This is a genomic window from Aquincola agrisoli (genome assembly GCF_036621135.1).
Taxonomy (GTDB): Bacteria; Pseudomonadota; Gammaproteobacteria; order Burkholderiales; family Burkholderiaceae_C; genus Aquincola; species Aquincola agrisoli.
Genome location: NZ_JAZIBG010000049.1, coordinates 17502 through 43838, shown reverse-complemented (window position 1 = coordinate 43838; position 26337 = coordinate 17502). Strand labels below are relative to the sequence as shown.

Annotated in this window: 23 protein-coding genes; 18 read left to right on the top strand and 5 right to left on the bottom strand. The window is 69.1% G+C overall.

What is annotated here, in order from left to right; all coding sequences use genetic code 11:
* Window positions 1–14 precede the first annotated feature (14 nt).
* On the bottom strand, window positions 15–392 hold the full coding sequence (locus V4F39_RS22990) for a hypothetical protein (protein ID WP_332292389.1): 378 nt from the start codon (window positions 390–392) through the stop codon (window positions 15–17).
* A gap of 138 nt (window positions 393–530) precedes the next feature.
* On the opposite strand from V4F39_RS22990, the gene V4F39_RS22985 reads away from it, so the two are divergent.
* The 4 genes from V4F39_RS22985 to V4F39_RS22970 all read left to right on the top strand — a co-directional run bounded on the left by V4F39_RS22985 (window position 531) and on the right by V4F39_RS22970 (window position 4977).
* Window positions 531–1244 carry a helix-turn-helix transcriptional regulator gene (locus tag V4F39_RS22985; protein WP_332292388.1) on the top strand — a complete coding sequence of 238 codons (714 nt, stop codon included), beginning with the start codon at window positions 531–533 and terminating at the stop codon, window positions 1242–1244.
* A gap of 109 nt (window positions 1245–1353) precedes the next feature.
* Window positions 1354–1530, top strand: coding sequence for a hypothetical protein (locus tag V4F39_RS22980; RefSeq protein WP_332292387.1), 177 nt, complete (start codon window positions 1354–1356; stop codon window positions 1528–1530).
* A gap of 68 nt (window positions 1531–1598) precedes the next feature.
* A complete protein-coding gene (locus tag V4F39_RS22975; RefSeq protein ID WP_332292386.1) occupies window positions 1599–2843 on the top strand; it encodes an HlyD family secretion protein in 1245 nt (414 codons plus the stop codon).
* Window positions 2844–2850: 7 nt separating this feature from the next.
* Window positions 2851–4977: a peptidase domain-containing ABC transporter gene (locus tag V4F39_RS22970; RefSeq protein WP_332292385.1), complete on the top strand. Its 2127-nt coding sequence runs from the start codon at window positions 2851–2853 to the stop codon at window positions 4975–4977.
* Between the two features lie 31 nt (window positions 4978–5008).
* Here V4F39_RS22970 and V4F39_RS22965 read toward each other — a convergent pair whose 3' ends face one another.
* Complete coding sequence (locus V4F39_RS22965) at window positions 5009–5266, bottom strand: YkgJ family cysteine cluster protein (RefSeq protein WP_332292384.1); 258 nt, start codon at window positions 5264–5266, stop codon at window positions 5009–5011.
* A gap of 119 nt (window positions 5267–5385) precedes the next feature.
* Between V4F39_RS22965 and V4F39_RS22960 the strand changes: the two genes are divergently transcribed.
* From V4F39_RS22960 to V4F39_RS22920, 9 genes are all read left to right on the top strand, one after another.
* Window positions 5386–5643 (top strand): DUF2061 domain-containing protein, encoded by a 258-nt coding sequence (locus tag V4F39_RS22960; RefSeq protein WP_332292383.1) that lies wholly within the window; start codon window positions 5386–5388, stop codon window positions 5641–5643.
* 55 nt (window positions 5644–5698) lie between these two features.
* The gene (gene mnmG / locus V4F39_RS22955; protein WP_332292382.1) at window positions 5699–7675 is read left to right on the top strand and encodes a tRNA uridine-5-carboxymethylaminomethyl(34) synthesis enzyme MnmG; all 1977 of its coding nucleotides are present in this window, start codon (window positions 5699–5701) and stop codon (window positions 7673–7675) included.
* Between the two features lie 86 nt (window positions 7676–7761).
* Window positions 7762–8385: a 16S rRNA (guanine(527)-N(7))-methyltransferase RsmG gene (gene rsmG / locus V4F39_RS22950; protein ID WP_332292524.1), complete on the top strand. Its 624-nt coding sequence runs from the start codon at window positions 7762–7764 to the stop codon at window positions 8383–8385.
* Entirely contained in the window at window positions 8382–8714 is a 333-nt protein-coding gene (locus tag V4F39_RS22945; RefSeq protein ID WP_332292381.1) for an SMR family transporter, read from the top strand. The genes rsmG and V4F39_RS22945 overlap by 4 nt, the downstream gene beginning before the upstream one ends.
* A 79-nt stretch (window positions 8715–8793) precedes the next feature.
* Complete coding sequence (gene imuA, locus V4F39_RS22940; protein WP_332292380.1) at window positions 8794–9558, top strand: translesion DNA synthesis-associated protein ImuA; 765 nt, start codon at window positions 8794–8796, stop codon at window positions 9556–9558.
* On the top strand, window positions 9518–11041 hold the full coding sequence (locus V4F39_RS22935; RefSeq protein WP_332292379.1) for a Y-family DNA polymerase: 1524 nt from the start codon (window positions 9518–9520) through the stop codon (window positions 11039–11041). Before imuA ends, V4F39_RS22935 begins: the two co-directional genes overlap by 41 nt.
* Before the next feature lie 15 nt (window positions 11042–11056).
* The gene (locus tag V4F39_RS22930; protein WP_332292378.1) at window positions 11057–14374 is read left to right on the top strand and encodes an error-prone DNA polymerase; all 3318 of its coding nucleotides are present in this window, start codon (window positions 11057–11059) and stop codon (window positions 14372–14374) included.
* A gap of 207 nt (window positions 14375–14581) precedes the next feature.
* Entirely contained in the window at window positions 14582–15358 is a 777-nt protein-coding gene (locus V4F39_RS22925) for a ParA family protein (protein ID WP_332292377.1), read from the top strand.
* Window positions 15355–16125, top strand: coding sequence for a GNAT family N-acetyltransferase (locus tag V4F39_RS22920; RefSeq protein ID WP_332292376.1), 771 nt, complete (start codon window positions 15355–15357; stop codon window positions 16123–16125). Before V4F39_RS22925 ends, V4F39_RS22920 begins: the two co-directional genes overlap by 4 nt.
* 13 nt (window positions 16126–16138) lie before the next feature.
* Here the strand turns inward: V4F39_RS22920 and argC are convergent, their stop codons facing one another.
* On the bottom strand, window positions 16139–17080 hold the full coding sequence (gene argC, locus V4F39_RS22915; RefSeq protein WP_332292375.1) for an N-acetyl-gamma-glutamyl-phosphate reductase: 942 nt from the start codon (window positions 17078–17080) through the stop codon (window positions 16139–16141).
* 49 nt (window positions 17081–17129) lie between these two features.
* Between argC and V4F39_RS22910 the strand changes: the two genes are divergently transcribed.
* Window positions 17130–17708, top strand: a complete 579-nt coding sequence (locus tag V4F39_RS22910; protein WP_332292374.1) for an RBBP9/YdeN family alpha/beta hydrolase — start codon at window positions 17130–17132, stop codon at window positions 17706–17708.
* 14 nt (window positions 17709–17722) lie between these two features.
* The gene (locus V4F39_RS22905; protein ID WP_332292373.1) at window positions 17723–18646 is read left to right on the top strand and encodes a ParB/RepB/Spo0J family partition protein; all 924 of its coding nucleotides are present in this window, start codon (window positions 17723–17725) and stop codon (window positions 18644–18646) included.
* Here V4F39_RS22905 and V4F39_RS22900 read toward each other — a convergent pair.
* Window positions 18643–19959, bottom strand: a complete 1317-nt coding sequence (locus V4F39_RS22900; RefSeq protein ID WP_332292372.1) for an HD-GYP domain-containing protein — start codon at window positions 19957–19959, stop codon at window positions 18643–18645. The genes V4F39_RS22905 and V4F39_RS22900 overlap by 4 nt on opposite strands.
* A 426-nt stretch (window positions 19960–20385) precedes the next feature.
* On the opposite strand from V4F39_RS22900, the gene V4F39_RS22895 reads away from it, so the two are divergent.
* Genes V4F39_RS22895 through V4F39_RS22885 form a run of 3 tightly spaced genes read left to right on the top strand, consistent with a single transcriptional unit; the run spans window position 20386 to window position 25252 of the window.
* The gene (locus V4F39_RS22895) at window positions 20386–22308 is read left to right on the top strand and encodes a PrkA family serine protein kinase (protein ID WP_332292371.1); all 1923 of its coding nucleotides are present in this window, start codon (window positions 20386–20388) and stop codon (window positions 22306–22308) included.
* Window positions 22309–22350: 42 nt separating this feature from the next.
* On the top strand, window positions 22351–23643 hold the full coding sequence (locus tag V4F39_RS22890; protein WP_332292370.1) for a YeaH/YhbH family protein: 1293 nt from the start codon (window positions 22351–22353) through the stop codon (window positions 23641–23643).
* Between the two features lie 43 nt (window positions 23644–23686).
* A complete protein-coding gene (locus V4F39_RS22885) occupies window positions 23687–25252 on the top strand; it encodes a SpoVR family protein (protein WP_378235109.1) in 1566 nt (521 codons plus the stop codon).
* A gap of 23 nt (window positions 25253–25275) precedes the next feature.
* Here V4F39_RS22885 and V4F39_RS22880 read toward each other — a convergent pair whose 3' ends face one another.
* Entirely contained in the window at window positions 25276–26286 is a 1011-nt protein-coding gene (locus tag V4F39_RS22880; RefSeq protein ID WP_332292368.1) for a hypothetical protein, read from the bottom strand.
* Between the last annotated feature and the right edge of the window lie 51 nt (window positions 26287–26337).

Sequence of the window (26337 nt, the reverse complement as noted above, 5' to 3'; positions counted from 1 at the left end):
GCGGTGCGCCGCGTTCAGTTCAGCAGCGTGGAGCCGAGCGCGCGCTCGACCTCGTCCTGCCAGGGCAGGCCGTGCACGATTTCGCTGAGGTGGCGTGCCGCCTCCCATGCGGTGAGCACGGAGCCACCGGTGTCGACGAGCCGCAGGTTGGTAACGACGCACATCGGATCGGCCATCGCGACGACGCCGGGGCCGAGCTGCACCCAGTCCCAGGCAACGCCGGCGTCGACGTCGCCGAGCGGGCCCACCCAGATCGTCTGCCCGGTGCTGGGCGAGCAGGTGTCGCCCGGATTCAGCACGCGGGTGTCGAGGTGGACAAAGTTCAGATGGGTCTTCGAGCCGGCCTGCCACAATACCGTGGGCCAGGCACGCAATGTCCATGAGGGTGTCATAGGCGGAAGGGATGATGTTGGGTTGATCGGCCGACGTTGCCAGGCAGCACGTCGGCAGTCTTTGCCATCGGTGGCCCGCGTTCAAGCTGTAAACGTTGACAGGGTTGGGTCGCAGCCTTCGGCGGGGCAGGAAATTTGATGCTGCAGGGCAACTATCAGGCGGTGCTCGAAGCCCGCGACATCGAGGAGTTCCGTACGGCCGTCCTGCGGTTCACCGGAGAGATCGGATTCAACACGGTCAGCGCCGTCACGGTGGTCGAGCGCAGCGGCCAGGACGCCGAGTTCATCGCCGTCGGCAACACCCCGGCAGGCTATGAGGAGGCCTCCCAGCGGGTGGCCGATTCGCGCCGCGACCCGGTGATGCAGCACCTCAAGCGCCAAAGCGTGCCGGTGATCTGGACGCAGCGCACTTATGTCGAGACCGGAATGGCCGATCTCTGGGAGGAGCAGGCCGCATTCGGATACCACACGGGCGTGGCGATGGCATTGCACCTGCCGGAGGGGCGCCACTTCCTGCTGGGCGTCGACCGTGACCTGCCGTTACCGACGGATCCGCGCGAACTCACGCGGATCGTTGCAGACTTGCAGCTCTTCGCCGTGCATGCGCAGGACACGGCCATGCGGGTGCTGGTGCCGCCGGCGCTGCAGCCCGAACGTCCCGCGCTCACACCCCGCGAACTGGAAGCCCTGCGGTGGACGATGGAGGGCAAGACCGCATGGGAGGTGGGTGCCATCCTCGGCATCTCGCAACGCACGGCGGTGTTGCACATCAACAATGCGATGCACAAACTGGGGTGCACTACCAAGCACCAGGCAGTGCTGAAGGCATTGCGCCTTGGCTTGATTCATTAGCGAAGGCAAGCTGTAAGAGCTTACAGTTACCTCTATAGGGCTTGACTGCTGGAATGGGACTTCGTCGTTGGCATAGACGAAGCCCCCAACAGACCTTCAGGAGTCAAGCATGGACCGCTCGCAATTCAACACCGCCCCCGCAGCAGTTAAGCCCGAACAAGTCCGCCGCGAAGAGCCGCAACAGGTCGAAGGCGCTCAGCGTCCCGCGCCCGCCGCGCCCCAGGTGCTGGACGAGCGCCTGCTGGCCCAGGTGGTGGGTGGCCTGCCCCGCGTCGGCGGTTGGTGAGACCGGCCGGCCGCCGGCATCCGGCGGCCTGAGTCCACGGCATTCGAGCATCGCGACCGGTAGTCCGCGTGGTCAGCATCTTTCGTCGCGAAGCCCTCGAGCACCAGCAGGATCAGTGGCTGGGCCGCATCAGCCTCGTGCGGCCCGTCTCGCTGCAGGTGCTGACGGTCCTGGCGGTCGCCGCCGCCGTGGGCGTGGGCGCATTCCTGGCCATGGGCCAGTACACGCGCAAGGCACGCGTCACCGGCGTGCTGGTGCCGCAGGGCGGCGTGGTCGAGTTGCGCGCGCAGCACGAGGGCGTGGTCCTCGAGCGTCGCGTGCGCGAAGGCGAGACGGTTCGCCAGGGCGATGTGCTGTTCGTGCTTGCGCTGGACCGCGCCACGGCGTCCGGCGATACCCAGGCCCAGGTGCTGAGCAGCCTGGACGCCCGCCGCCGCAGCCTTGAATCCGCATCCGTCCGCGCACGCGCGCTCGCGGAAGACCAGCGGGGCGAACTCGTGCGCCGCATTGCGGCGCTGGAAGGCGAGCGCGGCCGCCACGCGGTGCGCGCCGACTTGCAGCGTGAGCGGCTGGCCTTGGCCGAGCAGGCGCTGGCCCAGTTCGAGTCGCTGCGCGACCAGGACTTCATCGCCCCGGCGCAGCTGCGCGCGAAGCGCCAGGACGTGCTCGAACAACGCGAGCGCCTGGCGGCGCTGGCCCAGGAGCGTGCGCAGCACGAGCGGGACCTGGCGTCGCTCCAGGCGCAGCTGCGGGAGCTGCCGTTGAAGAGCCAGGCGCAGCAGGGCGAGATCGAGCGGGAGATGGCGGGCCTGTCCCAGCAGTCCGCGCAGAGCGAGGCCTTGCGCAGCCAGGTCGTGCGGGCGCCGCACGATGGCGTCGTGGGCGCCGTGGTGGCCGAGCCGGGGCAGGCGGTGCCCGCCTCGGGCGTGCTGGCCAGCCTGATGCGCAACGATGCGCCGCTGCAGGCGCACCTGTATGCGCCGTCGAGCGCGATCGGCTTCATGCGCGCCGAGCAGCCGGTGCTGCTGCGCTACCACGCATTCCCCTACGAGAAGTTCGGCCAGCAGCCGGGCCACATCCTGCAGGTGTCTCGCACGCCCGTGCCCGGGCAGCTGGGCCGCGGCGAGGCCGGTGCGCCCTCGCAGCCGATGTACCGCATCACGGTCGCGCTCGAACGCCAGAGCGTGGACGCGTACGGGCAGCCGCAGCCCTTGGTGGCCGGCATGCAGCTCGACGCGGACGTGCAGCTGGACCGCCGCCGCCTGATCGAATGGATCTTCGAGCCGCTGCTGGGCATCGCCGGGCGGGTGTAGACGCTCCATGTTCGATCGCTTGAACCTGGGCTTCCTGCCCCGCCGGCGGGTGCCGATGCTGTTGCAGACCGAAGCCGCCGAATGCGGCCTGGCCTGCCTCGCCATGGTGGCTTCGATGCACGGCTACCGCACCGACCTGCCCACGTTGCGACGTCGCTTCTCCCTGTCGCTCAAGGGCGCATCGATGGCGGACCTCGTGCGCATGGCGGGCGATCTGCACCTGAACCCGCGTGCGCTGCGCGCTGAGCCCGAGCACCTGGCGGGCCTCCAGCTGCCCTGCGTGCTGCACTGGGACATGAACCACTTCGTCGTGCTCACCGAAGTGCGGCGCGGCGTGGCGGTGATCCATGACCCGGGGCAGGGCGTGCGCCGCATGCGGCTGGCCGAGCTGTCCCGCCATTTCACCGGCATCGTGCTGGAGCTGACGCCGGCGGGCGGCTTCGAGCCCAAGGTCGAACGCCAGCCGATCAGCCTGGGGCGTCTGCTCGGCAGGGTATCGGGGCTCAAGCGCTCGCTGGCCCAGGTGTTCGTGCTGGCGCTCGTGCTCGAAGCCTTCCTGCTGCTGTCGCCGTTCCTGCTGCAATGGGTGGTGGACGGGGTGCTGGTCAGCGCCGATCGCGACCTGCTCATCACGCTCGGGCTGGGCTTCGGGCTGCTGGTGCTGCTGCAGGTGGCGACCGGCGCCGTGCGCTCCTGGTCCGTCCTGGTGCTGTCGGCATCGCTCAACTTGCAGTGGCTGTCCAACGTGTTCGCGCACCTGATGCGCCTGCCCGTGTCGTGGTTCGAGAAGCGGCACACGGGCGACGTCTGGTCGCGCTTCTCCGCGGTGCAGCAGATCCAGAAGACCTTGACGACGAGCTTCATCGAGGCGGTGCTCGACGGCCTGCTGGTGCTGACCACGCTGGCGATGATGGCGCTGTACAGCGGCACGCTGACTGCCATCGTCGCGGGTGCCGTGGGGGCCTACGCGTTGCTGCGCTGGCTTTTCTTCCGGCCCCTGCGGGAAGCGACCGAGGAGTCGCTGGTGCACGAGTCGCGCAAGGCCAGCCACTTCCTCGAATCGCTGCGGGGCGTGCAGGCGATCAAGCTGTTCAACCGGCAGGCCGATCGGCAGGCGCGGTTCATGAATCTGGTGGTCGACGCGATGAACGCCGACATCGCCACCCGCAAGATCGACCTGCTGTTCAGCGTCCTGCACAAGCTGCTGTTCGGGCTCGAGCGTGTGGCCGTGGTATGGGTGGGCGCGCTGCTGGTGATGGACGAACGCTTCACCGTCGGCATGCTGTTCGCCTTCATCGCGTTCAAGGAGCAGTTCGCCACCCGCTTCAGTGCGCTGATCGACAAGGCGGTGGAGCTGAAGATGCTGCGCCTGCAGGGGGAGCGGCTGGCCGACATCGTGCTGAGCGCGCCCGAACCGGAGGTGCCCGCGGACCTGCCGGTGCGTGCATCGTCGGCGCGGGTCGAGGTCGACGCGGTGAGCTTTCGCTATTCGGACACCGAGGCCGAGGTGCTGCGCAACGTTACGTTGACTATTGAACCTGGGGAATCAATAGCCATCGTGGGTGCGTCTGGCTGCGGCAAGACCACGCTGCTCAAGCTGATCCTGGGGATCCACGCGCCCCAGGGTGGCGAGGTGCGGGTCGGGGGTTTGCCGCTGTCTCAGCTTGGCCTGCAGCGCTGGCGGGCGATGATCGGCACGGTGATGCAGGACGACCATCTGTTCGCCGGCTCCATCACCGAAAACATCTGCTTCTTCGATGCGGCGCCCGATCGGGCCTGGGTGGAGGAATGTGCCCGCATGGCATCGGTGCACGATGAGATCGAAGCCATGCCGATGGGCTACCACACGCTGATCGGCGACATGGGCGCGGCCATCTCGGGGGGGCAGAAGCAGCGCATCCTGCTGGCGCGGGCGCTGTACAAGCGGCCGCAGATCCTGCTGCTCGACGAGGCGACCAGCGCCCTCGACGTCGACCGCGAGCGGGCGGTGAACCAGAGCATCCGGCAGCTCGAGCTCACCCGCGTGATCGTTGCGCACCGTCCCGAGACCATTGCCAGCGCGGCGCGTGTCGTCGTGCTGGAGCAGGGGCGGGTGACGCAGGACTTGCGCACCGTGGGCGCCGGCCGCGGCTGAGCCGGTGCAGCAGGCCGGCAGGCCTGACCATTCAGCCGGCGGCAGTGGCTTGTTCCAGCGCGGCGAGCCAGCGCATGGCCTGTGCGCGCGAGCCGCCGCACATCTCGGCGGACGGCTGCAGCGACGCGCAAACCGCCGGCCTCCGGGGGTCGCCGAAGATGGCGCAGGACAGGTCGGGCCGGAGTTGGATGCAGGGCACGCCGGCCGGCTTGCCGCCGGGCATGCCAGGGATGGGGCTCGAGATCGACGGGGCGGTGCAGCACGCGGCGCAATGGGGGCGGCAGTCCATAGGGGCATTGTCCCTGCGTCCATGCCGGTGCCTATCGCCGCCATTGGCCATGGCGATTGGCACGCCGCTTCGCCGGCCCCAGAATCCTGAACAAGATTGATTCTCATTGGGAGCCGGTGATGGCCAAGACAGCGGTGTTCGGCGTGATCCACCTCGCCATCGCCTTCAGCGTGACCTATGCGTTGACGGGCAACGTGTGGGCGGCCAGCGCGGTGACGTTGGTGGAGCCTGCGGTGAACATGGTGGCCCACTATTTCTTCGACAAATGGTGGGGTGATCCGGCGGTGGCAGCGAGGTTCCAGGCCTGGGCGGCGCGGGTCGGCTGGCGCCAGGGGCAAGGCGGCGAGGATGCCCGCGCCCCGGTGGTGGTCGCCTAAAATTGAGGCATCCCCATCATTGAAGGCAGGCCGGTCATCGCCGGCCTGATCGCCTGTGCTCCACCCGAAGGAATTCGACGTCATCGTCGTCGGCGGCGGCCACGCCGGTACCGAAGCCGCGCTGGCGGCCGCCCGCATGGGCTGCGCCACGCTGCTGCTGACCCACAACATCGAGACGCTGGGGCAGATGAGCTGCAATCCGTCCATCGGCGGCATCGGCAAGGGACACCTGGTCAAGGAGGTCGACGCGCTGGGCGGTGCGATGGCCCTTGCCACGGACGAGGCGGGCATCCAGTTCCGCATCCTCAACTCCAGCAAGGGGCCGGCCGTGCGGGCGACCCGCGCGCAGGCGGACCGTGTGCTCTACAAGGCGGCCATCCGCCGGCGCCTGGAGAACCAGCCCCACCTCTGGCTGTTCCAGCAGGCGGTGGATGACCTGATGGTGGAGGGCGACCGCGTGGTGGGCGCCGTCACGCAGGTGGGGGTGCGCTTCCGGGCCCAGGCGGTCGTGCTGACGGCCGGCACCTTCCTCGACGGCAAGATTCACGTGGGGTTGCAGAACTACAGCGCGGGCCGCGCGGGCGATCCGCCGGCAGTGAGCTTGTCGGCGCGGTTGAAGGAGCTGAAGCTGCCCCAGGGGCGGTTGAAGACGGGCACGCCACCCCGTATCGATGGCCGATCGATCGACTTCGGGCGGCTGACCGAGCAGCCGGGCGACTTGGACCCGGTGCCCGTGTTCAGCTTCATGGGCGATGCGGCGATGCATCCCCGCCAGGTGCCTTGCTGGATCACGCACACCAACGAGCGCACGCACGAAATCATCCGTTCGGGATTCGACCGCAGCCCGATGTTCACCGGGGTGATCGAAGGCGTCGGGCCGCGTTACTGCCCGAGCATCGAGGACAAGATCAACCGGTTCGCCGACAAGGGCTCACACCAAATCTTCCTGGAGCCGGAGGGGCTCACCACGCAGGAGTTCTATCCGAACGGCATCTCCACATCGCTGCCTTTTGACATCCAGCTGGCGGCCGTCCAATCGATGGCGGGCCTGGAAGATGCCCACATCCTGCGGCCTGGCTACGCGATCGAGTACGACTATTTCGATCCGCGCGAGCTGAGGGCCTCCTTCGAGACGAAAGCCATCCACGGCTTGTTCTTCGCAGGCCAGATCAACGGCACCACCGGCTATGAAGAGGCGGCCGCCCAGGGCCTGTTCGCGGGGATCAATGCGGCGCGGCAGGTGCAGGGCGAAGCGCCTTGGCTGCCGGGGCGCGACCAGGCCTACCTGGGGGTGCTGGTGGACGACCTGATCACCAAGGGTGTGACGGAGCCGTACCGCATGTTCACCAGCCGGGCCGAGTTCAGGCTGCAGCTGCGCGAAGACAACGCCGATGCCCGCCTGACCGAGGTGGGGCGCAGCATGGGCTTGGTCGACGACGCTCGCTGGGCCGCCTTTGGGCGCAAACGCGATGCTGTTTCACGTGAAACAGAGCGGCTGAAGTCGACATGGGTGCATCCTGGGCTGCTAGCGGCTGCCGACGCAGAACGCCTGGTGGGCAAGGCGCTGGAGCATGAATACAGCTTGGCGGAGTTGCTACGCCGACCCGCCGTCGGGTATGACGCCGTGGCGGAAGTGGCTCAGCTGGCCAAGCCCGAGGCAGGTGTTTCACGTGAAACGTTGCGGGCCGAGCTGGGCCATACGCTGGCAGACACCGTCACTGAGCAAGTGGAGATCAATATCAAGTACGCGGGTTACATCGACAAGCAGATCGAAGAGGTCGGACGCGCAGCGCACTACGAGAACCTGAAGCTTCCCTCCGAGTTGGACTACGCCCAGGTGGCTGCGCTGAGTTTCGAGGTAAGGCAGAAGCTCACCCAGCACCGGCCGGAAACGCTGGGTCAGGCTTCGCGCATCTCCGGCATCACGCCGGCCGCCATTTCCTTGTTGCTCGTGCATTTGAAGAAGGGCCGTTTCAAGGGCTTCTTCGAGCCGGCCGTCCACACCGAGCGCTCGCCGAGCCGCGTCGCCTGATGCCGGCCCCGCTTCCGCCCGCCAGCCTGCGCGCCAGGCTGGTGCAAGGTTTGGCCGACCTCGGCTGCCTGCCCACTGAAGAGCCCATGGCGACCCGGATCGTCGATCAGCTGCTGGGCTACCAGGCGCTGATCAGCCGCTGGAACCGTGTCTACAACCTCACCGCCGTCCGTGATCCCGAGGAGATGCTGACCCAGCACCTGCTCGACAGCGTGTCGGTGGTCGCCCCGTTGGCGCGCGGGTTGACCGAGGCCGCTTCCCCGCTGGATGCCAGCGCGGCGCGCCGGGTGCTGGACGTGGGCAGCGGCGCCGGCCTGCCCGGCGTGGTGATCGCCATCCTGCGCCCGGACCTCACGGTGTGCTGCGTCGATGCGGTGGCCAAGAAGGCCAGCTTCATCCGCCAGGTGGCGACCGAGCTGGGCTTGCGCAACCTGCAGGCAGAACACCGCCGCATCGAGGATCTGCAGCTGCCCCCGTTCGGGCTCGTCACGTCCCGTGCCTTTGCCTCGCTGCTGGATTTCGTCACGCTGACCCGGCCGCACCTGGCTGCGGGCGGGGTGTGGATGGCCATGAAGGGGCGGGTTCCGGATGATGAAATGGCTTTGTTGCCGCCCGACGTGCAGGTCACGCGGGTGGAACCCCTGGCGGTGCCAGGCCTGGCGGCCCAGCGCTGCCTGGTGTGGATGGCGCCGGGGGAGGGGGCTGCGTGAACGGCTACCTGGCCCTGTGCATCGCCATCGTGGCAGAGGTGATTGCCACGACGGCCTTGAAGGCTTCCGATAGCTTCAGCCGGTGGTGGCCGTCGGTCATCACCCTGGTGGGCTATGCCACGGCTTTCTACTTCCTGTCGATCACCTTGCGCAGCGTGCCGGTGGGGGTGGCGTATGCGATCTGGTCCGGCTTGGGCATCGTGTTGATCACGGCCGCCGCGTGGATGTTCTACGGCCAGCGCATCGATCTGGCGGGGCTCGTGGGCATGGGCCTGATCATCGGGGGCGTGGTCGTGCTCAACGTGTTTTCGAAGGCGGCGCCGCACTAAGAAACAGCCTTTTCCAAGGCTCGGAACGTGGATGGATGCTGTATAAATACACAGTCATTCTCCGCCTCTTTCGGGTCCCATGCTGTCCTCCGCTGCTGCGCCGGCTGCTCCTTCGTGCTTTCCCGCTTCCAGTGCGCCGCAGCCAGCGCCTTGCCGGGCGTCACCCGCGCTGGATCCCGCCTGGTTGTGGCGCGCCGACACCATGGCCTCGACGTCCGGCCTGACGTGGTCCACCGGCTATCCGGCCCTGGATGCCGAGTTGCCGGGCGGGGGGTGGCCGGCACCGGGGCTGACGGAGCTGCTGCTGGCCCAACCTGGCAGCGGCGAGCTGCGCCTGCTGGCACCCGTGCTGCGCGGCCTGGTACGCCCGGTCCTGTGGGTGGCCCCGCCGCTGCAGCCGCATGCCCCGGCGCTGCAGCAGGGGGGGCTGCCCCTCGATGGGCTCGTGTGGGCCCGGCCGTCCAGCGACACGGATGCCGTGTGGGCGGCCGAGCAGGCCCTGCGTTCCCGCAGCTGCGCCGCGGTGTTGTGGTGGGGCGATGCGGCCCCGCCCGTGTGGCGTCGCCTGCATCTGGCCGCGCAGGACGGTGGCTGCGTGCTGTGGGCCCTGCGGCCTGCGGGTGCACGCGGCCAGCCTTCCGCGGCGCCGCTGCGGCTGGCGATCGCGCCGGCACCGGGCGAGCAGCTCGCAGTGGAGGTGTTCAAGCGCCGAGGCCCGGCGATGGCACGGCCGATCCTGCTGTCGCTGCCTGCGATCCTGCCTGCGGCGCGGCGGGTGGTGGTCCCGACGGGGGAGTCTTCGCATGCTGTGGCTCGCGCTGCACCTGCGCTGGTTGCCGCTTGAGGCCTTGGGCGCCCCGCCGCCGCCAGCCGAGGGGGCCGAGCGTCCGGCGCGGGCGGTGGTCGAGCGGCAGCGCCTGCGGGTGGTGAACGCGGTCGCCCATGCCGCGGGGGTGGCGCCCGGGATGAGCACGGCCACGGCCCTGTCGTTGTGCCCGTCGCTGCAGCTGCTGGCGCGTGATCCGGCACGCGAGGCGGCCTTCGTGCAGCTGGTGGCGATGGCCTTGTCCTGCTTCACGCCGCACATCGTGCTGCAGCGCGATGCGGTGCTGCTGGAGGTGGCGGGCTCCCTGCGCCTCTTCGGCGGCCTGCGGGGCCTGGCCGTGCGCCTGCGCCGCACGCTGCAGCAGGTGGGCGCACGGGCATGCATCGGGATGGCGCCGACGGCCGGGGCTGCGCTGCTGCTGGCCCGTGTCGGTGGGGCGGGGGGGCGCCCCGGCCGCGCCCGCACGCTGGAGGCGGCGCGCGGGCTGCTCGACGGGCTGCCGTCGGGGTCGGTGATCGAATCGCTCGAACTGCCTGCCCGCCTGGCGGAGCTGCTGCAAGGCATCGGTTGCCCATGGCTGGGGCAGGTGCGCGCCTTGCCCCGCACCGGACTCCAGCGCCGCGGCGGCGGTGCCTTGCTGGACGCCCTGGACCGCGCCTATGGCGATGCGCCCGATCCCCAGGCTTGGTACGAGCCGCCCCTGCAATTCGAGATCGGCTGCGAGCTGTTGCACCGCGCCGACGATGCCGGCATGGTGGCGTTTGCCGCGCAACGCCTCGTGCAGCCGCTGGCCGGCTGGCTGGCACGGCAGTGGCTGGCCGCTGCCCGCTGCACGCTGTGGCTGCTGCACGAGACCACCGGGCGCCAGGCCCAGGCGCCCACCGCGGTGCGTCTGGCGATGGGCCAGCCCACGCGCGAGGCCGGGCAACTGCTCCTGCTGCTGCGCGAGCGCCTGCAGCGCACCGAATGGCCGGGGCCGGTCTACGGCCTGCGGCTGCAGCTCGACGAATCGGTGGCGCTGGCCGGCCATGAGGGACGCCTGGTGCTGACCTCGGGCGAAGCGGGTGCCCCGGCGACCGAACCCGATGCGCAGGCCTTCAATGCGCTGATCGATCGCCTGAGTGCCCGGCTCGGCCCGGAGCGGGTCCTGCGTCCGGTGCTGCACGAAGACCACCGGCCCGAGCGCGCGGCCGGCTCGGTGCCTGCGCAGGGTGGTGCGCCCGTGCAGCCGGCGGGCCGCCGGCCGGCCGGCGAAGGCGCCCGGCCGGCGTGGCTGCTGGACGAACCGCTGCGGCTGGACGAGCGGCACCACCGGCCGGTGCATGGCGGTGCGCTGGTGCTGCGCACGAAGGCCGAGCGCATCGAGGCCGGCTGGTTCGACGGGGCACTCGCCTGCCGCGACTACTTCGTCGCCGAAGGCAAGGACCACCGGCTGCGCTGGGTCTACCGTGAGAGGCAGGGCGACGAGTGGCACTGGTACCTGCACGGGCTGTTTGGCTGAGGGACGGAGGCCGCCATGCCTGAGCCTGCACATCCGAAGGACCACGGCCCGCCGCCACCGCTGGCGCGGCCTGCCGAAGAGCCGGCTGCCGGCGCCTCGGCCGGCGCCGGCGTGCCCGGTGGCCCGCGGCGCGCCGTGCCGCCGTACGCCGAGCTGCACTGCCGCTCCAACTTCAGCTTCCTCACCGGCGCCTCGCATCCCGGCGAACTGGTCGCCCGCGCGGCCCAGCTCGGATACGCCGCCATCGCGATCACCGACGAATGCTCGGTGGCCGGCGTCGTGCGGGCGCACGAGGAGTGGAAGCGCCAGCGCGACGAGGCCGGCAGCCCGCTCAAGCTCCTCATCGGCAGCCGCTTCGAGCTGGAAGGCGAGGGCGGCACCCCGGGCTGCCGCGTGGTGATGCTGGCCCGCAACCGGGAAGGTTATGGCGACCTGTGCGAGCTGATCACCCTCGGCCGGCTGCGTGCGGCCAAGGGGAGCTACCACCTCACGGTGCGCGACTTCGAACCGCCGGACCCGCCCGACCCGACGCATGTGCGCGGCCTGCGGCATTGGCCCGACGGCACGGTGCTGCTGATCCCGCGCCGCGAAGATGCCTATACAACCTTGCTGGCCCAGGCCCGCTGGCTGCGTGCCAACGCCACGCATGCCTACATCGCGATGGAGCTGCTGCTGCACGCCGACGACAGCCTGCTGATGGAGCGCGTGCAGGCGGTGTCCGAGGTCTCCGGCCTGCCCATCGTGGCCAGCGGGGACGTGCTGATGCACGTGCGTTCGCGCAAGCCCCTGCAAGACACGCTGACCGCCATCCGCCTGAAGAAGCCGGTGGCGGAATGCGGCTTCGCGCTCGCGCGCAACGCCGAGCAGCACCTGCGTTCGCGGCTGCGGCTGGCGCAGCTCTACCGGCCCGAATGGTTGGCGCAGGCCGTGGCCATCGCCGGCGAATGCCGGTTCGAGCTCGGCGAACTGGGCTACGAATATCCGCAGGAGATCGTGCCGGCCGGCCTCACCGCCACCGAGCACCTGCGGGCCCTGACGCTGGCAGGCCTGGCGGAACGCTACGGTGCGAAGCCTGGCGGCATTCCGCACTCGGTGCGTGCGCAGGTGGAAAAGGAGCTGGCGCTCATCCAGTTCAAGAAGTACGAGGCCTTCTTCCTGACGGTGCACGATGTGGTGCGCTTCGCGAGGGGCGAGAAGATCCTCTGCCAGGGCCGCGGCTCGGCCGCCAACTCGGCGGTGTGCTACTGCCTCGGCATCACCGCCGTCGACCCGACGCAGACCACGCTGCTGTTCGAGCGCTTCATCTCGAAGGAGCGCGACGAGGCGCCCGACATCGATGTCGACTTCGAGCACGAGCGGCGCGAAGAGGTCATCCAGTACATCTACAGGAAGTACGGCACCCAGCGCACCGCGCTGGCCGCGGCGCTGGCCACCTACCGCACCCGCGGCGCGGTGCGCGACGTGGGCAAGGCGCTGGGCATCGACGCCGCGCAGGTCGATGCGCTGGCGCGGTCGTTCCAGTGGTTCGACACGCCCGAGCGCATGGCCGGCGCGGTGGCCGAGGCGGGGCTCGACATCGAGGCGCCCGTCACGCGTTTGTGGATCGAGCTGCTGGGCACGCTGCGCGGCTTTCCGCGCCACCTGTCGCAGCATGTCGGCGGCTTCGTGATCGCGAAGGACAAGCTCTCGCGCATGGTGCCGATCGAGAACGCGGCGATGGTCGATCGGCGCGTCATCCAGTGGGACAAGGACGACCTCGAGTCGCTTGGCCTGCTGAAGGTCGACGTGCTGGCGCTGGGCATGCTGACGGCGTTGCGCCGGGCGCTGCACTTCGTCCACCAGTGGCGCGGCTGGGACTGGCAGCTCCACGACATCCCGCTCGAAGACCCGGCCACCTACGACATGATCTGCAAGGCCGACACGGTCGGCGTGTTCCAGATCGAAAGCCGCGCGCAGCAGAGCATGCTGCCGCGGCTGCGGCCCCGGCAGTTCTACGACCTGGTGGTGGAGGTGGCCATCGTGCGGCCCGGGCCGATCCAGGGCGGCATGGTGCACCCGTACCTGAAGCGGCGCGCCGAACTCGACCAGGGGCCGCTACGCAGGCCCGCATACCCGCAGCTCGACGAGGCGCTGCGGCGCACCTGCGGCGTGCCGATCTTCCAGGAGCAGGTGATGCAGATCTGCATGATCGCCGCCGGCTTCACGCCCGGGCAGGCCGACAAGCTGCGCCGATCGATGGCGGCCTGGAAGCGCAACGGCCAGATCGAACAGTTCCAGAAGGACATCGTCGGCGGCATGGTGCGCAACGGCTACCCCGAGGAATTCGCCACCGCCATCTTCGAGCAGATCAAAGGCTTCGGCGAATACGGCTTCCCGGAAAGCCATGCGTTCAGCTTCGCGATCCTGGCGTACTTCAGCAGCTGGCTCAAATGCCACGAGCCGGCCATCTTCCTGGCGGCGATGCTGAACTCGCAGCCGATGGGCTTCTACCCCCCGGCGCAGCTCGTGCAGGACGCACGCCGGCATGGCGTGGAGGTGCTTGCGATCGACGTGTGCCGCAGCGACCACGACGCGACGCTGGAACCGCGCAGCGATGCGCCGGCCGCGGGCGGGCAGCCCGCCGTGCGCCTGGGCCTGCGGCTGGTCTCATCGTTGTCGGAAGCGGCGGCCAAGCGCATCGTGGACGCGCGCCGCGAACGGCCGTTCGCCGACACCGCGGATCTCGCGCGGCGCGCACAGCTCGAGCCGCGCGAACTGCAGGCCCTGGCGCGGGCCGATGCGCTGCGGCTCCTGGCGGGCCATCGGCGCCAGCAGCTCTGGGCGGCCGTCGGCCAGGACGTGCCGCGCGCCCTGCTGGCCGACGCACCGGTGCAGGAGGCCGCCCATGAGCAGCCCGAGCTGGCGATCGCGCCGGAAGGCGAGGCCGTGATGCTCGACTACGCGGCCACCGGCCTCACGCTGCGCAGCCATCCCTTGAGCCTGCTGCGCCCGCGGCTGTCGCGGCGCGGCTGGCAGGCCGCGAGCGAGCTGGCCGGCACGCACCACGGCACGACCATCTGGGCCTGCGGCATCGTCACGATGCGCCAGCAGCCCGCCACGGCCAAGGGCGTGATCTTCGTGACGCTGGAGGACGAGACCGGCTCCGTCAACGTGATCGTGCGCCGGCAGGTGCGCGAAGCCCAGCGCGCGGCGCTGCTGCGCTCGCGGCTGCTGGCGATCTCCGGCCAATGGCAGATCTCGCCCGAAGGCGTCTCGCACCTGCTGGCCGAGCGCCTGATCGACGTCACGCCCTGGCTCGGCCGCCTGGCCACCACCTCGCGCGATTTCCATTAGCGCCGGGCCGCTCCCAAGCGGCCTGCGACCCGCTCGGCGGGTGGCGCCACGTACGCGTGGCGCCGGGTGCTCCATCCGCAGGCCAGCGCCGGGCCGCTCCCAAGCGGCCTGCGACCCGCTCGGCGGGTGGCGCCACGTACGCGTGGCGCCGGGTGCTCCATGTACCATCGCCCGCTGCCCCCGAAAGACTTCAACCCACCCGCCCCGATGACCTGCCGGATCTTTTGCATCGCCAACCAGAAGGGCGGCGTCGGCAAGACCACCACCACCGTCAACCTGGCTGCCGGCCTCGCGCAGGTGGGCCAGCGGGTGCTGGTGGTCGACCTCGATCCGCAAGGCAACGCCTCGATGGGCTCGGGCATCGACAAGCGCAACCTGCCCGCCAGCGTCTACGACGTGCTGCTCGAATCGGCCACGATCGCCGAGGCGCGCCAGCGCAGCGAAAAAGGCGGCTACGACGTGCTGGCCGCCAACCGCGAGCTCGCGGGCGCCGAGGTGGAACTGGTGTCGCTCGAGCACCGCAACCTGCGGCTGCGCAATGCGCTGAAAGCGGTGCAGGGCGACTACGACTTCGTGCTGATCGACTGCCCGCCCTCCTTGAGCCTGCTCACGCTGAACGGCCTGTGCAGCGCGCACGGCGTGCTGGTGCCGATGCAGTGCGAATACTTCGCACTTGAAGGCCTGAGCGACCTGGTCAACACCATCAAGCAGGTGCACGCCAACCTGAACCGCGAGCTGCAGGTCATCGGCCTGCTGCGGGTGATGTTCGACCCGCGCATCACGCTGCAGCAGCAGGTCAGCGACCAGCTCAAGTCCCACTTCGGGGACAAGGTGTTCGACACCGTGATCCCGCGCAACGTGCGGCTGGCCGAGGCCCCCAGCTACGGCCAGGCCGGCGTGGTGTTCGATCCGTCGTCAAAGGGCGCGCAAGCCTACGTGGGCTTCGCCCAGGAACTGGTCCAGCGGGTGGCGAGCCTGCGGTGAGCCCTTCCACGCTGCTGTCGCGGATCGAAGACGCCGGGCTCAACGCCAGCGCCCCGCCGCAGCAGCGCTGGATCGACGGCTGGCTGGTGCGCTTCTCGGCCGGCAAGGCCAAGCGCGCACGCTGCGTCAACGCGGTGGCCGAAGGCCGGCTGCCGCTGGCCGACAAGCTCGCGCTCGCGCAGGCGGTGTTCGATGACGCCGGCCTGCCGATGGTGCTGCGCATCACGCCATTCACGCAGCCGGCTTCGCTCGATGCCCGGCTCGACGCGGCCGGCTTTCAGCCCATCGACGACACGCGCGTGATGGTGAGCCCGGACCTCGGCAGCCTGCGTGCGCTGCCCCTGCCCGACGGCCTCTGCTGGGCGCCGGTGGATTCGGCGGCTTTCGCGCATGCGGTGGGCGCGCTGCGGGGGTCGCCGGCCGGCCAGCGCGAAGCGCACGCCGAGCGGCTGCGGCTGTCGCCGGTGCCCTACCGCGCCTGGGCGATCCGCCGCGAGGACGATGGCGCGGTGGTGGCCTGCGGGCAGTACGCGCGCGAGGCCGAACTGGTGGGCCTCTACGACGTGTTCACCGACCCCGCGTACCGCGCGCGCGGCCTGGCGGCGATCCTGTGCTCGCGCCTGCTGGCGGCGGCCCGGGCGCAGGGCGCACGCACCGCCTACCTGCAGGTCGATGCGGACAACGGCCCGGCCCGGCGGGTGTACCACCGCCTCGGCTTCACCGACGGCTACGCATACCACTACCGCGTGCGAGGCGGGTCGGGCTGAGTGCCGCCCGGTGTCAGAGGCCCAGCGCCTCGTCGACCCCCAGGTGCACGTTCATGCACTGCACCGCGGCGCCGCTGGCGCCCTTGCCTAGGTTGTCGAGCCGCGCGATCAGCACGGCCTGTGTATCGTGCGCGAACACGAACAGGTCGACGTCGTTGGTGTCGTTGCTGCCCTGCACGTCGAAGAAGCCGCTCTCCAGCGTGGCCGGGTCCTGCAGCGGCATCACGCGCACGAAGCGCTCGCCGGCGTAGTGCGCTTGCAGCGCGGCGTGGATCTTCGTCGCGTCGGTGCCGGACGCGAGCTGCGCGAAGTGCAGCGGCAGGCTGACGGCCAGGCCTTTGTAGAAATTGCCGACGATCGGCAGGAACACCGGCTTCGCCGTCAGGCCGGTATGGGCCATCATTTCCGGGATGTGCTTGTGCGAGAGCGTCAGGCCGTAAGGACGCGGCGACAGCAGCTTGTCGTCGCCGCCGGCCTGGTACTGCTCGATCATCTTCTTGCCGCCGCCGGAATAGCCGGTGATCGATGTCGCCGACACCGGCAGCGCCGCCGGCAGCAGGCCCGCATCCACCAGCGGCCGGGCCAGCAGGATGAACGCGCTCGCGTGGCAGCCGGGATTGGCGATGCGCTTGCTCTTGCGCAGCTTGTCGCGCTGGCCGGCGGCCAGTTCGGGCAGGCCGAAGACCCAGTCGGGCGACGTGCGGTGCGCGGTGCTGGCGTCGATCAGGCAGGTGTTCGGATTGGTCACCAGCGCGGCGGCTTCGCGGGCGGCCGCGTCGGGCAGGCACAGGAAGGCGACGTCGGCGGCGTTTAGCAGCCGGGCGCGTTCGGCCGGGTCCTTGCGCTTGTCGGGGTCGATGCGCAGCAACTCCACATCGCTGCGCTGCGCGAGGTACTCGTGGATGCGCAGGCCGGTCGTCCCTTCCTGCCCATCGACATAAACCTGATACGCCATTGCAAACCCCTCGCGCACAATCCGAAGCCCCTAAGGATAAGGCAAGGACATGAAGCAGGATTACCGTGTACTGCTGCTGCCCGGATGGGAAAACTCCGGCCCCGACCATTGGCAGAGCCGGTGGGAGGCGCGCCACGGCTTCCGGCGCGTGGAACAGGACGACTGGATCTGGCCCCGCCGGGGCGACTGGATGGCCCGGCTCGAGGAGGTGCTGCTCGAAGCGCCGCAGCCCGCGGTGCTCGTGGCCCACAGCCTGGGCTGCCTGCTGGTGGCGGCGTGGGCGGCGCACACCCGACATCCGCAGCGGGTGGCCGGCGCCCTGCTGGTCGCACCGCCCGACGTGGAGCGGGCCGACATGCCGCCCAACCTCTACTCGTGGCGCCCGATCACCCGCACGCCGCTGCCGTTCCCGGCCCTGGTGGTGTACAGCGAGGACGACCCCTTCTGCGACGAGCGCGCCGCACGCACCATCGTGAGCGACTGGGAGGCGCAATCGATGTCCCTGGGTGAGGCAGGGCACGTCAATGGTGCATCCGGCCTGGGCGATTGGCCCGACGGCATCTCGCTGCTGCGCGGCCTGGTCGCGACGCTGGAGGGGCCGGCGCACAAGGAGGAAGACGCCAGGTAGCCGACAATCGGCGGATGGTCACGAAAAAGCAAAAAGGCCTCGGCCTGGGCCTGGAGGCCCTGCTCGGCCCGAAGGTGAGCGATGCGCCCGCCGCGTCGGACGGCGCCCCGCGCACGCTGAAGCTCGGGCAGCTGCGCCCTGGCAAGTACCAGCCGCGCACGCGGATGGACGAGGGCTCGCTTTACGAACTGGCCGAGAGCATCAAGTCGCAAGGCGTGATGCAGCCGATCCTGGTGCGCCCGGTCAACGAGCCGGACGGCGAGGGCGGGGCGCTGCCGCGCTTCGAGATCATCGCGGGCGAACGGCGCTCGCGCGCGGCCAGGCTCGCCGGGCTCGACGAGGTGCCGGTGCTCGTCAAGGAAGTGCCCGACGAAGCCGCCGCGGTGATGGCGCTGATCGAGAACATCCAGCGCGAGGACCTCAACCCGCTGGAAGAGGCGCAGGGCCTCAAGCGCCTGGTCGATGAATTCGGGCTCACGCACGAAGGCGCCGCGCAAGCCGTCGGGCGCTCGCGCAGCGCCGCCAGCAACCTGCTGCGGCTGCTGAACCTGGCACCGCCCGTGCAGCAGATGCTGATGGCGGGCGACCTGGACATGGGCCATGCGCGGGCGCTGCTGCCGCTCGAGCCGGCCCAGCAGATCCTCAACGCCAACGAGGTGGTGGCGCGCAAGCTCTCGGTGCGCGAGGCCGAGAAGCTCGTCGCCCGGACGGCCGGCGGCGCCGGTGGCCGGCAAAGCCCGTTGCTGCGGGTGAAGAAGGACAAGGCGCGCGACATCGTGCGCCTCGAGGAGGCGCTCGCCGACAAGCTCACCGCGGCGGTGGAGATCCGGGTGCAGCGGCGCACCGCGCGCGGCGAGCAGGGGGAGATCGCGATCTCGTTCGGTTCGCTCGAGGAACTGAACGGCTTGCTCGACAAGCTGGGCGTCAGCGAGCGCTAACCTTCTCCTGAAGCATCGTCTTCCGCCGCCGGCGTGTGCAACAGCGGTTGGAAGACCGCTTCCGATGCACGCAACCAGCCTGCATACGACGAGCCGGGCATGTCGTCGGCTTCGGCTTGCCAGCGCCGCCGCGTCGTGCGGGCCAGCGTGCGCAGCTGCCAGGCGGCCTCCCGCGCCATCAGCGACAGCTCGAGCTGCAGCTGCCCGTCTTCCGGCTGCCCGGCCAGCAGCGCCAGCTGCTGCGGCGCGGCCCCCGAATCGGCCAGCGTGCGGCGCAGCTGCGCGCACTGCACGGCCACCAGCCCCAGCCGTGCCTGCCGCTCCGGCGTGATGCCGCGCGCCTGCAGCACGGCCGTGGGCCAGTCGGCCAGCAGGCGGTCGATGTCGGCCAGCACCTCGGCCGGCCGCGGCAGCCGTTCGGGCGACGACGCATCTGCCGGCCACCGGGGGTCCAGCAGGCCGGTCAGGCGTTGGACGAGGCCGGCGTCATAGCGGTGCGGATTCATGCGCAGCACCACCGACAGGCGCAGCTCGGGCGCCTCGCCGCCGGACCCGAACATCGCGCTGGCCATCTGCGCCAACGACAGGAGGCGGCCCCAGGGGCTGACGGCGTCGCCGGCGAGGGCCCGGGGATAGCCGGAGCCGTCGAGGTACTCCTGGTGCTCCAGCACGGCGCGCAGCAGGGTTCTCGGATAGTCGTGATGGCGCTCCAGCAACATGGCCGACAGCAAGGGATGGGAGTAGAGCTGCCGCCGCTGTTCCGCGGTGAGCTGCTGCCGGGGCGCCAGCAGCACCGGGTCGATGCGCAGCATCCCCAGGTCGTGCAGCAGTCCCGCGGCGCAGAGCATCGTCACGTCGAACCGCGGTGCCAGCGGCGTGTAGCCCAGCCAGGCCGCCAGCAGCGCGCTGCGCACCAGGTGCTCGAACAGCGTGGGCCGCACCTCGCAGGCCAGCGTGAGCTGGAAGGCCACCGCCGGCGGCAGCGGCACGGCTTCCAGGCCGTCGAGCAGCAGGTCGCGCAACCCGGGCTCGGCCATCAGCCGGGCGAAAAACGGCAGCTGGGCGCCAAGCGCCGTGGCGGCCTCGCGCAGTTGCCGCCCGGTGACCGTGGTGCTGCTGCTGACGGTGTCGTCCAGCGGTGCGTCGAACTGGTGCTGCTGCAGCCGTGCATAGAGCTGGGCGTTGATCGCCACGCCCTTGTCGAGCACTTTCAGCCCCTGCGTGTTGTAAATGGCCCGCGACGTCGTCACCGGCCGCTTCTCGCCCAGTTCGACCACGGTCTGGAGGTAATGGGCGGAATTCGGGTCGTCCATAAGGCGCGCATCATCGCCCAAACGGCCGGGCCCTCCCCCGTCTGCGGGCGGGACCATCCCTCGTGCAGGCCACGCGATTTCGGCGCACAGTCGGATACATCGCATCACCGAACAGATCTACGACATGGTCAGCCGAATGGAGCCCACGAACGTTGTGTGGAACAAAGCACCCTGATAGGGTGTCGCAAGGAATGGGGCAGGGCACGGTCCTTGCTGCACTCCGAGCGAGAAGGCGTGCATAGCGCCTTCTTCTCGAGGCTTCGTGTCTGTCCGGCATAGAGGAAGCTGACAACTGACGAAGAACATACGCCAGTGACCGGAAAGCTCTGATGGCGCCTGGGCCTGTCCAGCCGGGACTCCATCAGAACTTCCCAGACGACGGTGGGGTTGCGACCCGCCGACGCCTTCCCCACAAAGGAGGTCCGCATGGACGTGATCAGCAGCTTCGCCGCCCGCTACGAACGCACCCGAGAAGAAGAGCTCTCTCTCGAGGAGTACCTGGCCGAATGCAAGCGCAATCCGCTTGCCTATGCCACTGCGGCAGAGCGAATGCTCAAGGCCATCGGCGAGCCGCAGACGGTCGACACGCGCAACGATCCGCGCCTGTCCCGGCTCTTCGCCAACAAGGTCATCAAGGTCTATCCGGCCTTTGCCGAGTTCTACGGCATGGAGGACGCCATCGAGCAAGTGGTGTCCTATTTCCGGCACGCCGCGCAGGGGCTGGAGGAAAAGAAGCAGATCCTCTACCTGCTGGGGCCGGTGGGTGGCGGCAAGAGCTCGATCGCCGAACGCCTGAAGCAGCTGATGCAGGAGGTGCCGTTCTACGCGATCAAGGGGTCGCCGGTGAACGAGTCGCCGCTCGGCCTGTTCGACGCGGCGGAAGACGGTCCGATCCTCGAGAAGGAATACGGCATCCCGCACCGCTACCTGAACCGCATCATGTCGCCCTGGGCCGTCAAGCGGCTCGAGGAGTTCGGCGGAGACATCCGCAAGTTCAAGATCGTCAAGCGCCATCCGTCGATCCTCAAGCAGATCGGCGTGGCCAAGACCGAGCCGGGCGACGAGAACAACCAGGACATCTCCAGCCTGGTGGGCAAGGTCGACATCCGCAAGCTCGAGACCTATGCGCAGGACGACCCCGACGCCTACAGCTACTCCGGCGGCCTGTGCCTGGCCAACCAGGGCCTGCTGGAGTTCGTCGAGATGTTCAAGGCGCCGATCAAGGTGCTGCACCCCCTGCTGACGGCCACGCAGGAAGGCAACTTCAAGGGCACCGAAGGCTTCGGCGCCATCCCGTTCGACGGCATCGTGCTGGCGCACAGCAACGAGAGCGAGTGGAAGACCTTCCGCAACAACAAGAACAACGAGGCCTTCCTCGACCGCATCTACATCGTCAAGGTGCCGTACTGCCTGCGCGTCTCGGAAGAGATCAAGATCTACGAGAAGCTGATCAAGGGCTCGTCGCTGGCCGCGGCCAAGTGCGCGCCCGGCACGCTGAAGATGATGAGCCAGTTCGCCATCCTCACGCGGCTGAAGGAGCCCGAGAACTCGTCGCTGTTCAGCAAGATGCAGATCTACGACGGCGAGAACCTGAAGGACACCGACCCGCGCGCCAAGAGCTACGCCGAGTACCGCGACTACGCAGGCGTCGACGAAGGCATGAGCGGCATCTCGACGCGCTTCGCGTACAAGATCCTCTCCAAGGTGTTCAACTTCGACTCCACCGAAGTGGCCGCCAACCCGGTGCACCTGATGTACGTGCTCGAGCAGCAGATCGAGCGCGAGCAGTTCCCGCAGGAGACCGAGCAGAAGTACCTGGCGTTCATCAAGGAGCACCTGGCCACGCGCTACGCCGAGTTCATCGGCAAGGAGATCCAGACCGCCTACCTGGAGAGCTACTCCGAGTACGGCCAGAACATCTTCGACCGCTACGTGACCTATGCCGACTACTGGATCCAGGACCACGAGTACCGCGACACCGACACCGGCGAGGTGTTCGACCGCAGCGCGCTGAACGCGGAGCTGGAGAAGATCGAGAAGCCGGCCGGCATCGCGAACCCGAAGGACTTCCGCAACGAGATCGTCAACTTCGTGCTGCGCGCCCGGGCCAACAACCAGGGCAAGAACCCGGTATGGACGAGCTACGAAAAGCTGCGCACGGTGATCGAGAAGAAGATGTTCTCGAACACCGAGGAGCTGCTGCCTGTCATCAGCTTCAACGCCAAGGCCAGCGCGGACGAGGCGAAGAAGCACGAGGACTTCGTCACCCGCATGGTCGACAAGGGCTACACGCCCAAGCAGGTCCGCCTGCTGTGCGAGTGGTACCTGCGCGTGCGTAAAAGCAGCTGAGCCCGGACCCGGGCGAGAGGGCAACCAAGGGGAGTGGTGCACATGCTTCAGCAGATCATCGATCGAAGGCTGTCGGGCAAGAACAAGTCCATCGGCAACCGTGAGCGGTTCCTGCGCCGCTACAAGACGCAGATCCGCGACGCGGTGCGGCGTGCGGTCGACCAGCGGGGGATCCGCGACATCGAGCGCAGCGAGGACATCACCATCCCGAAGAAGGACATCAGCGAACCCACCTTCGGCCACGGCCAGGGGGGCAAGCGCGAGATGGTGCATCCCGGCAACCAGGACTACCTGCGCGGCGACCGCATCGAGCGGCCCAAGGGCGGCGGGGGCGGCGGCTCCGGCAGCGGGCAGGCCAGCGACCAGGGCGAGGGCACCGACGACTTCGTGTTCACGCTGAGCAAGGAAGAGTTCATGCAGGTCTTCTTCGAAGACCTGGCCTTGCCCCACCTCGTGCGCACGCAGCTCGCCGAGACGCCCGAATGGAAGAGCCACCGCGCGGGCTTCACCAGCGACGGCACGCCGAACAACCTGCACGTGGTGCGCTCGATGCGCGGCGCCATCGGCCGCCGCATCGCGATCGGCTCCGAATCGCGGCGCGAGCTGCGCGAACTGGAAGAGCGGCTGCTGCAGATGAAGCTCGACGCGAGGCCCGGCGACGAGAAGGCGGCGCAGGCCATCCTCGAGGTCGAGGCGCAGATCGTCGAGCTGCGCATGCGGCTCGGCCGCATCCCCTACCTCGACCCGATCGACCTGCGCTTCCGCAACCGCGTGCGCACGCCGGTGCCCAGCAGCAAGGCGGTGATGTTCTGCCTGATGGACGTGTCGGGCTCGATGGACGAGTCGCGCAAGGACCTGGCCAAGCGCTTCTTCATCCTGCTGTACCTGTTCCTCACCAAGCACTACGAGAAGATCGACCTCGTCTTCATCCGCCACCACACGCAGGCGCAGGAGGTGGACGAGCACAACTTCTTCCATGCCACCGAGACCGGCGGCACGGTGGTGAGCAGCGCGCTGGTGCTGATGGAAGAGATCATCAAGGCGCGCTACAACCCGAGCGAGTGGAACATCTACGGCGCGCAGGCGAGCGACGGCGACAACTGGCACCACGACAGCGGGCGCTGCCGCGAGCTGCTCGCCGAGAAGCTGCTGCCGCTGGTGCGCTACTTTGCCTACGTGCAGGTGGCCGAGGAAGAGCAGAACCTGTGGGAAGAGTATTCGCAGCTCGCGCAGAGCCAGCGCCGCTTCGCGATGCGCAAGGCCACCGACGCCTCGCAGATCTACCCCGTCTTCCGAGACCTGTTCAAGAAGGAGGGTGTGCAGGAGGCCGCGTGAGGCCCGCCGCACCCAGCGCCGACACCCCAGCCGAGGTCCTGCCATGAATGCCGTGCTTGCCCCCCGTGTCCCGTTGCGCCAGATGGTCCCGTTGGCGCAGCGGCCCGCCGAGCCGCTGCCGGCGCCGAGCGACTGGTCGTTCGACCTGATCGAGCAGTACCACGACGTCATCCGCAAGACGGCCGAGCGCTACGGGCTCGATACCTACCCCAACCAGCTCGAGATCATCACCGCCGAGCAGATGATGGACGCCTACGCCTCCGTCGGTATGCCGGTGAACTACCGCCACTGGAGCTACGGCAAGGAGTTCATCTCCACCGAGAAGAACTACAAGCGCGGCCACATGGGGCTGGCCTACGAGATCGTCATCAACAGCAATCCCTGCATCAGCTACCTGATGGAGGAGAACACGATGCCGATGCAGGCGCTGGTGATCGCGCATGCGGCGTACGGCCACAACAGCTTCTTCAAGGGCAACTACCTCTTCCGCATGTGGACCGATGCGTCGTCGATCATCGACTACCTCGTCTATGCGAAGAACTACGTGGCCGAATGCGAGGAGCGCCACGGCCTGGAGACGGTGGAGGAGTTCCTCGACTCCTGCCATGCGCTGGCCAACCACGGCGTCGACCGCTACCGCCGCCCGAGCCGCAAGAGCCTGGCCGAGGAGCTGCGCGCCCGCAAGGACCGCGAGGCCTACGCGCAGCAGCAGGTCAACGACCTCTGGCGCACGCTGCCGCGCAAGGCCGACAAGCCCGAGGAGGCGCACGAGTCGCGCCGCTTCCCCGACGAGCCGCAGGAGAACCTGCTGTACTTCATCGAGAAGAACGCGCCGCTGCTCGAGCCCTGGCAGCGCGAGATCGTGCGCATCGTGCGCAAGGTGGCGCAGTACTTCTACCCGCAGCGGCAGACGCAGGTGATGAACGAGGGCTGGGCCACGTTCTGGCATCACAAGCTGCTCAACACCATGTATGACGACGGCTACCTCACCGACGGCGTGATGATCGAGTGGCTGAAGTCGCACACCAACGTGATCTACCAGCCGCCGGTGGGGCACCGTGCGTACAGCGGCATCAACCCCTATGCGCTCGGCTTCGCGATGTACACCGACCTGAAGCGCATCTGCGACGAGCCGACCGAGGAGGACCGCGCCTGGTTCCCCGACATCGCCGGCAGCGACTGGCTGCCCACCCTCGACCATGCGATGCGCAACTTCAAGGACGAGAGCTTCATCGGCCAGTACCTGAGCCCGAAGATGATGCGCGACTTCCGGCTCTTCGCGATCGTCGACGACGAGAAGGACAGCGAGCTGGAGGTGTCCGCCATCCACGACGAGGCCGGCTACCGGCGCGTGCGCGAGGCGCTGTCGCACCAGTACGACCTGGGTTCGCGCGAGCCCAACATCCAGGTCTGGAACGTCAACCTGCGCGGCGACCGTTCATTGACGCTGCGCCACACGCAGCACAACGACCGGCCGCTGCACGACGGCGCGCAGGAGGTGCTGAGGCACGTCGCCCGGCTGTGGGGCTTCGGCGTTCACCTCGAGAGCGTCAACGCGAAGGGCGATGTCACCAAGCGCTGGAACGTGCCCCCGCCGGCGTCGGACTGACGCCGACGCCGGTCGCGCGCTTCTCAGAACAGCTTGAACGCCGACCACGCCTGGTTCGGCGTGGTGTGGGCCGGCGCGGTGGCGCCCGCGGGGTGGAACTCGAAGTCCAGCAGCGAGCTGCTGCGGGGGACGAGCTTCAGCGCATCGCCCGCCGCATCGGCCAAGCGCAGCACGCCGGTGTGCGGCGGATTGCCATCGGAAGCGCGGAAGTCCTGCGTGCTCTCGATCACGTAGGTCTGGCCGTCCAGGCCGATGGTGCCGGAGATGGTGAATACGCCGGTGCCGGCCGACACGAGGGTGTCGACCTCGAAGTCGTACACCACGGTCTGCAGCGCGTTAACCGCCCGCAGGCCGTCGTAGCCGAGGCGAAGCCGTATGCCGTTGCCGCTGTCCTCGAATCGGATCCGCGACGCGCCGGTCAGGCGGTCGTAGCCCACGGCCCCGAAGTTGGTGAGCATGGCGTTGACGTCCAGTGCGGTGATTTCGTCGTCGCGGTTGAAGCGCACGCTGTTCACCTGCATCGACAGCGTGCCCTGGACCGCGGGCAGGCCCGGCTCCACGACGCAGTTGTCGAAGCCGGCGGTGACCGTGTCGCCGCGGTTCAGGTCATCGTTGTCGTCGACATCGTCGATGGTGGCGCTGATCGATCCGCCCAGCGGGCAGGCCTCGCCGTAGCTGTAGACGGCTTGGGCCTGCGCACGCCCCGCCGGGCGTCCGGCCACGTGGCGCAGCGCGAACACCGCCCACGGCGCCGGCGATGCCACTGCCGGAAAGCCCGGTGCCGTGGCCGCCGCGGCGCGGGCCGTGCCGTCGTCACCGAGCGTGGTGACCAGGCCGATCGCCGAGCCGTTGTTGACGCTCAGCAGCGTGCGGGCGACCGGTGCGGCGAGTGCCGTGTAGTTGGTGGACGACACGTCGGAGCCCGCGCTCGCGGCGCCGGCAGGCGCCCCGTCGTCATCGCCGCCCCCGCCGCCCCCGCCGCAGGCGGCCAGGCCCAGGCTCGCGAGCGCGGCCAGCCAAAGATGCTTCTTCATCGATGTTCCCTTGGTTTGTAGTCACCGACCTGGACCGCCGTCGGCGGCCGG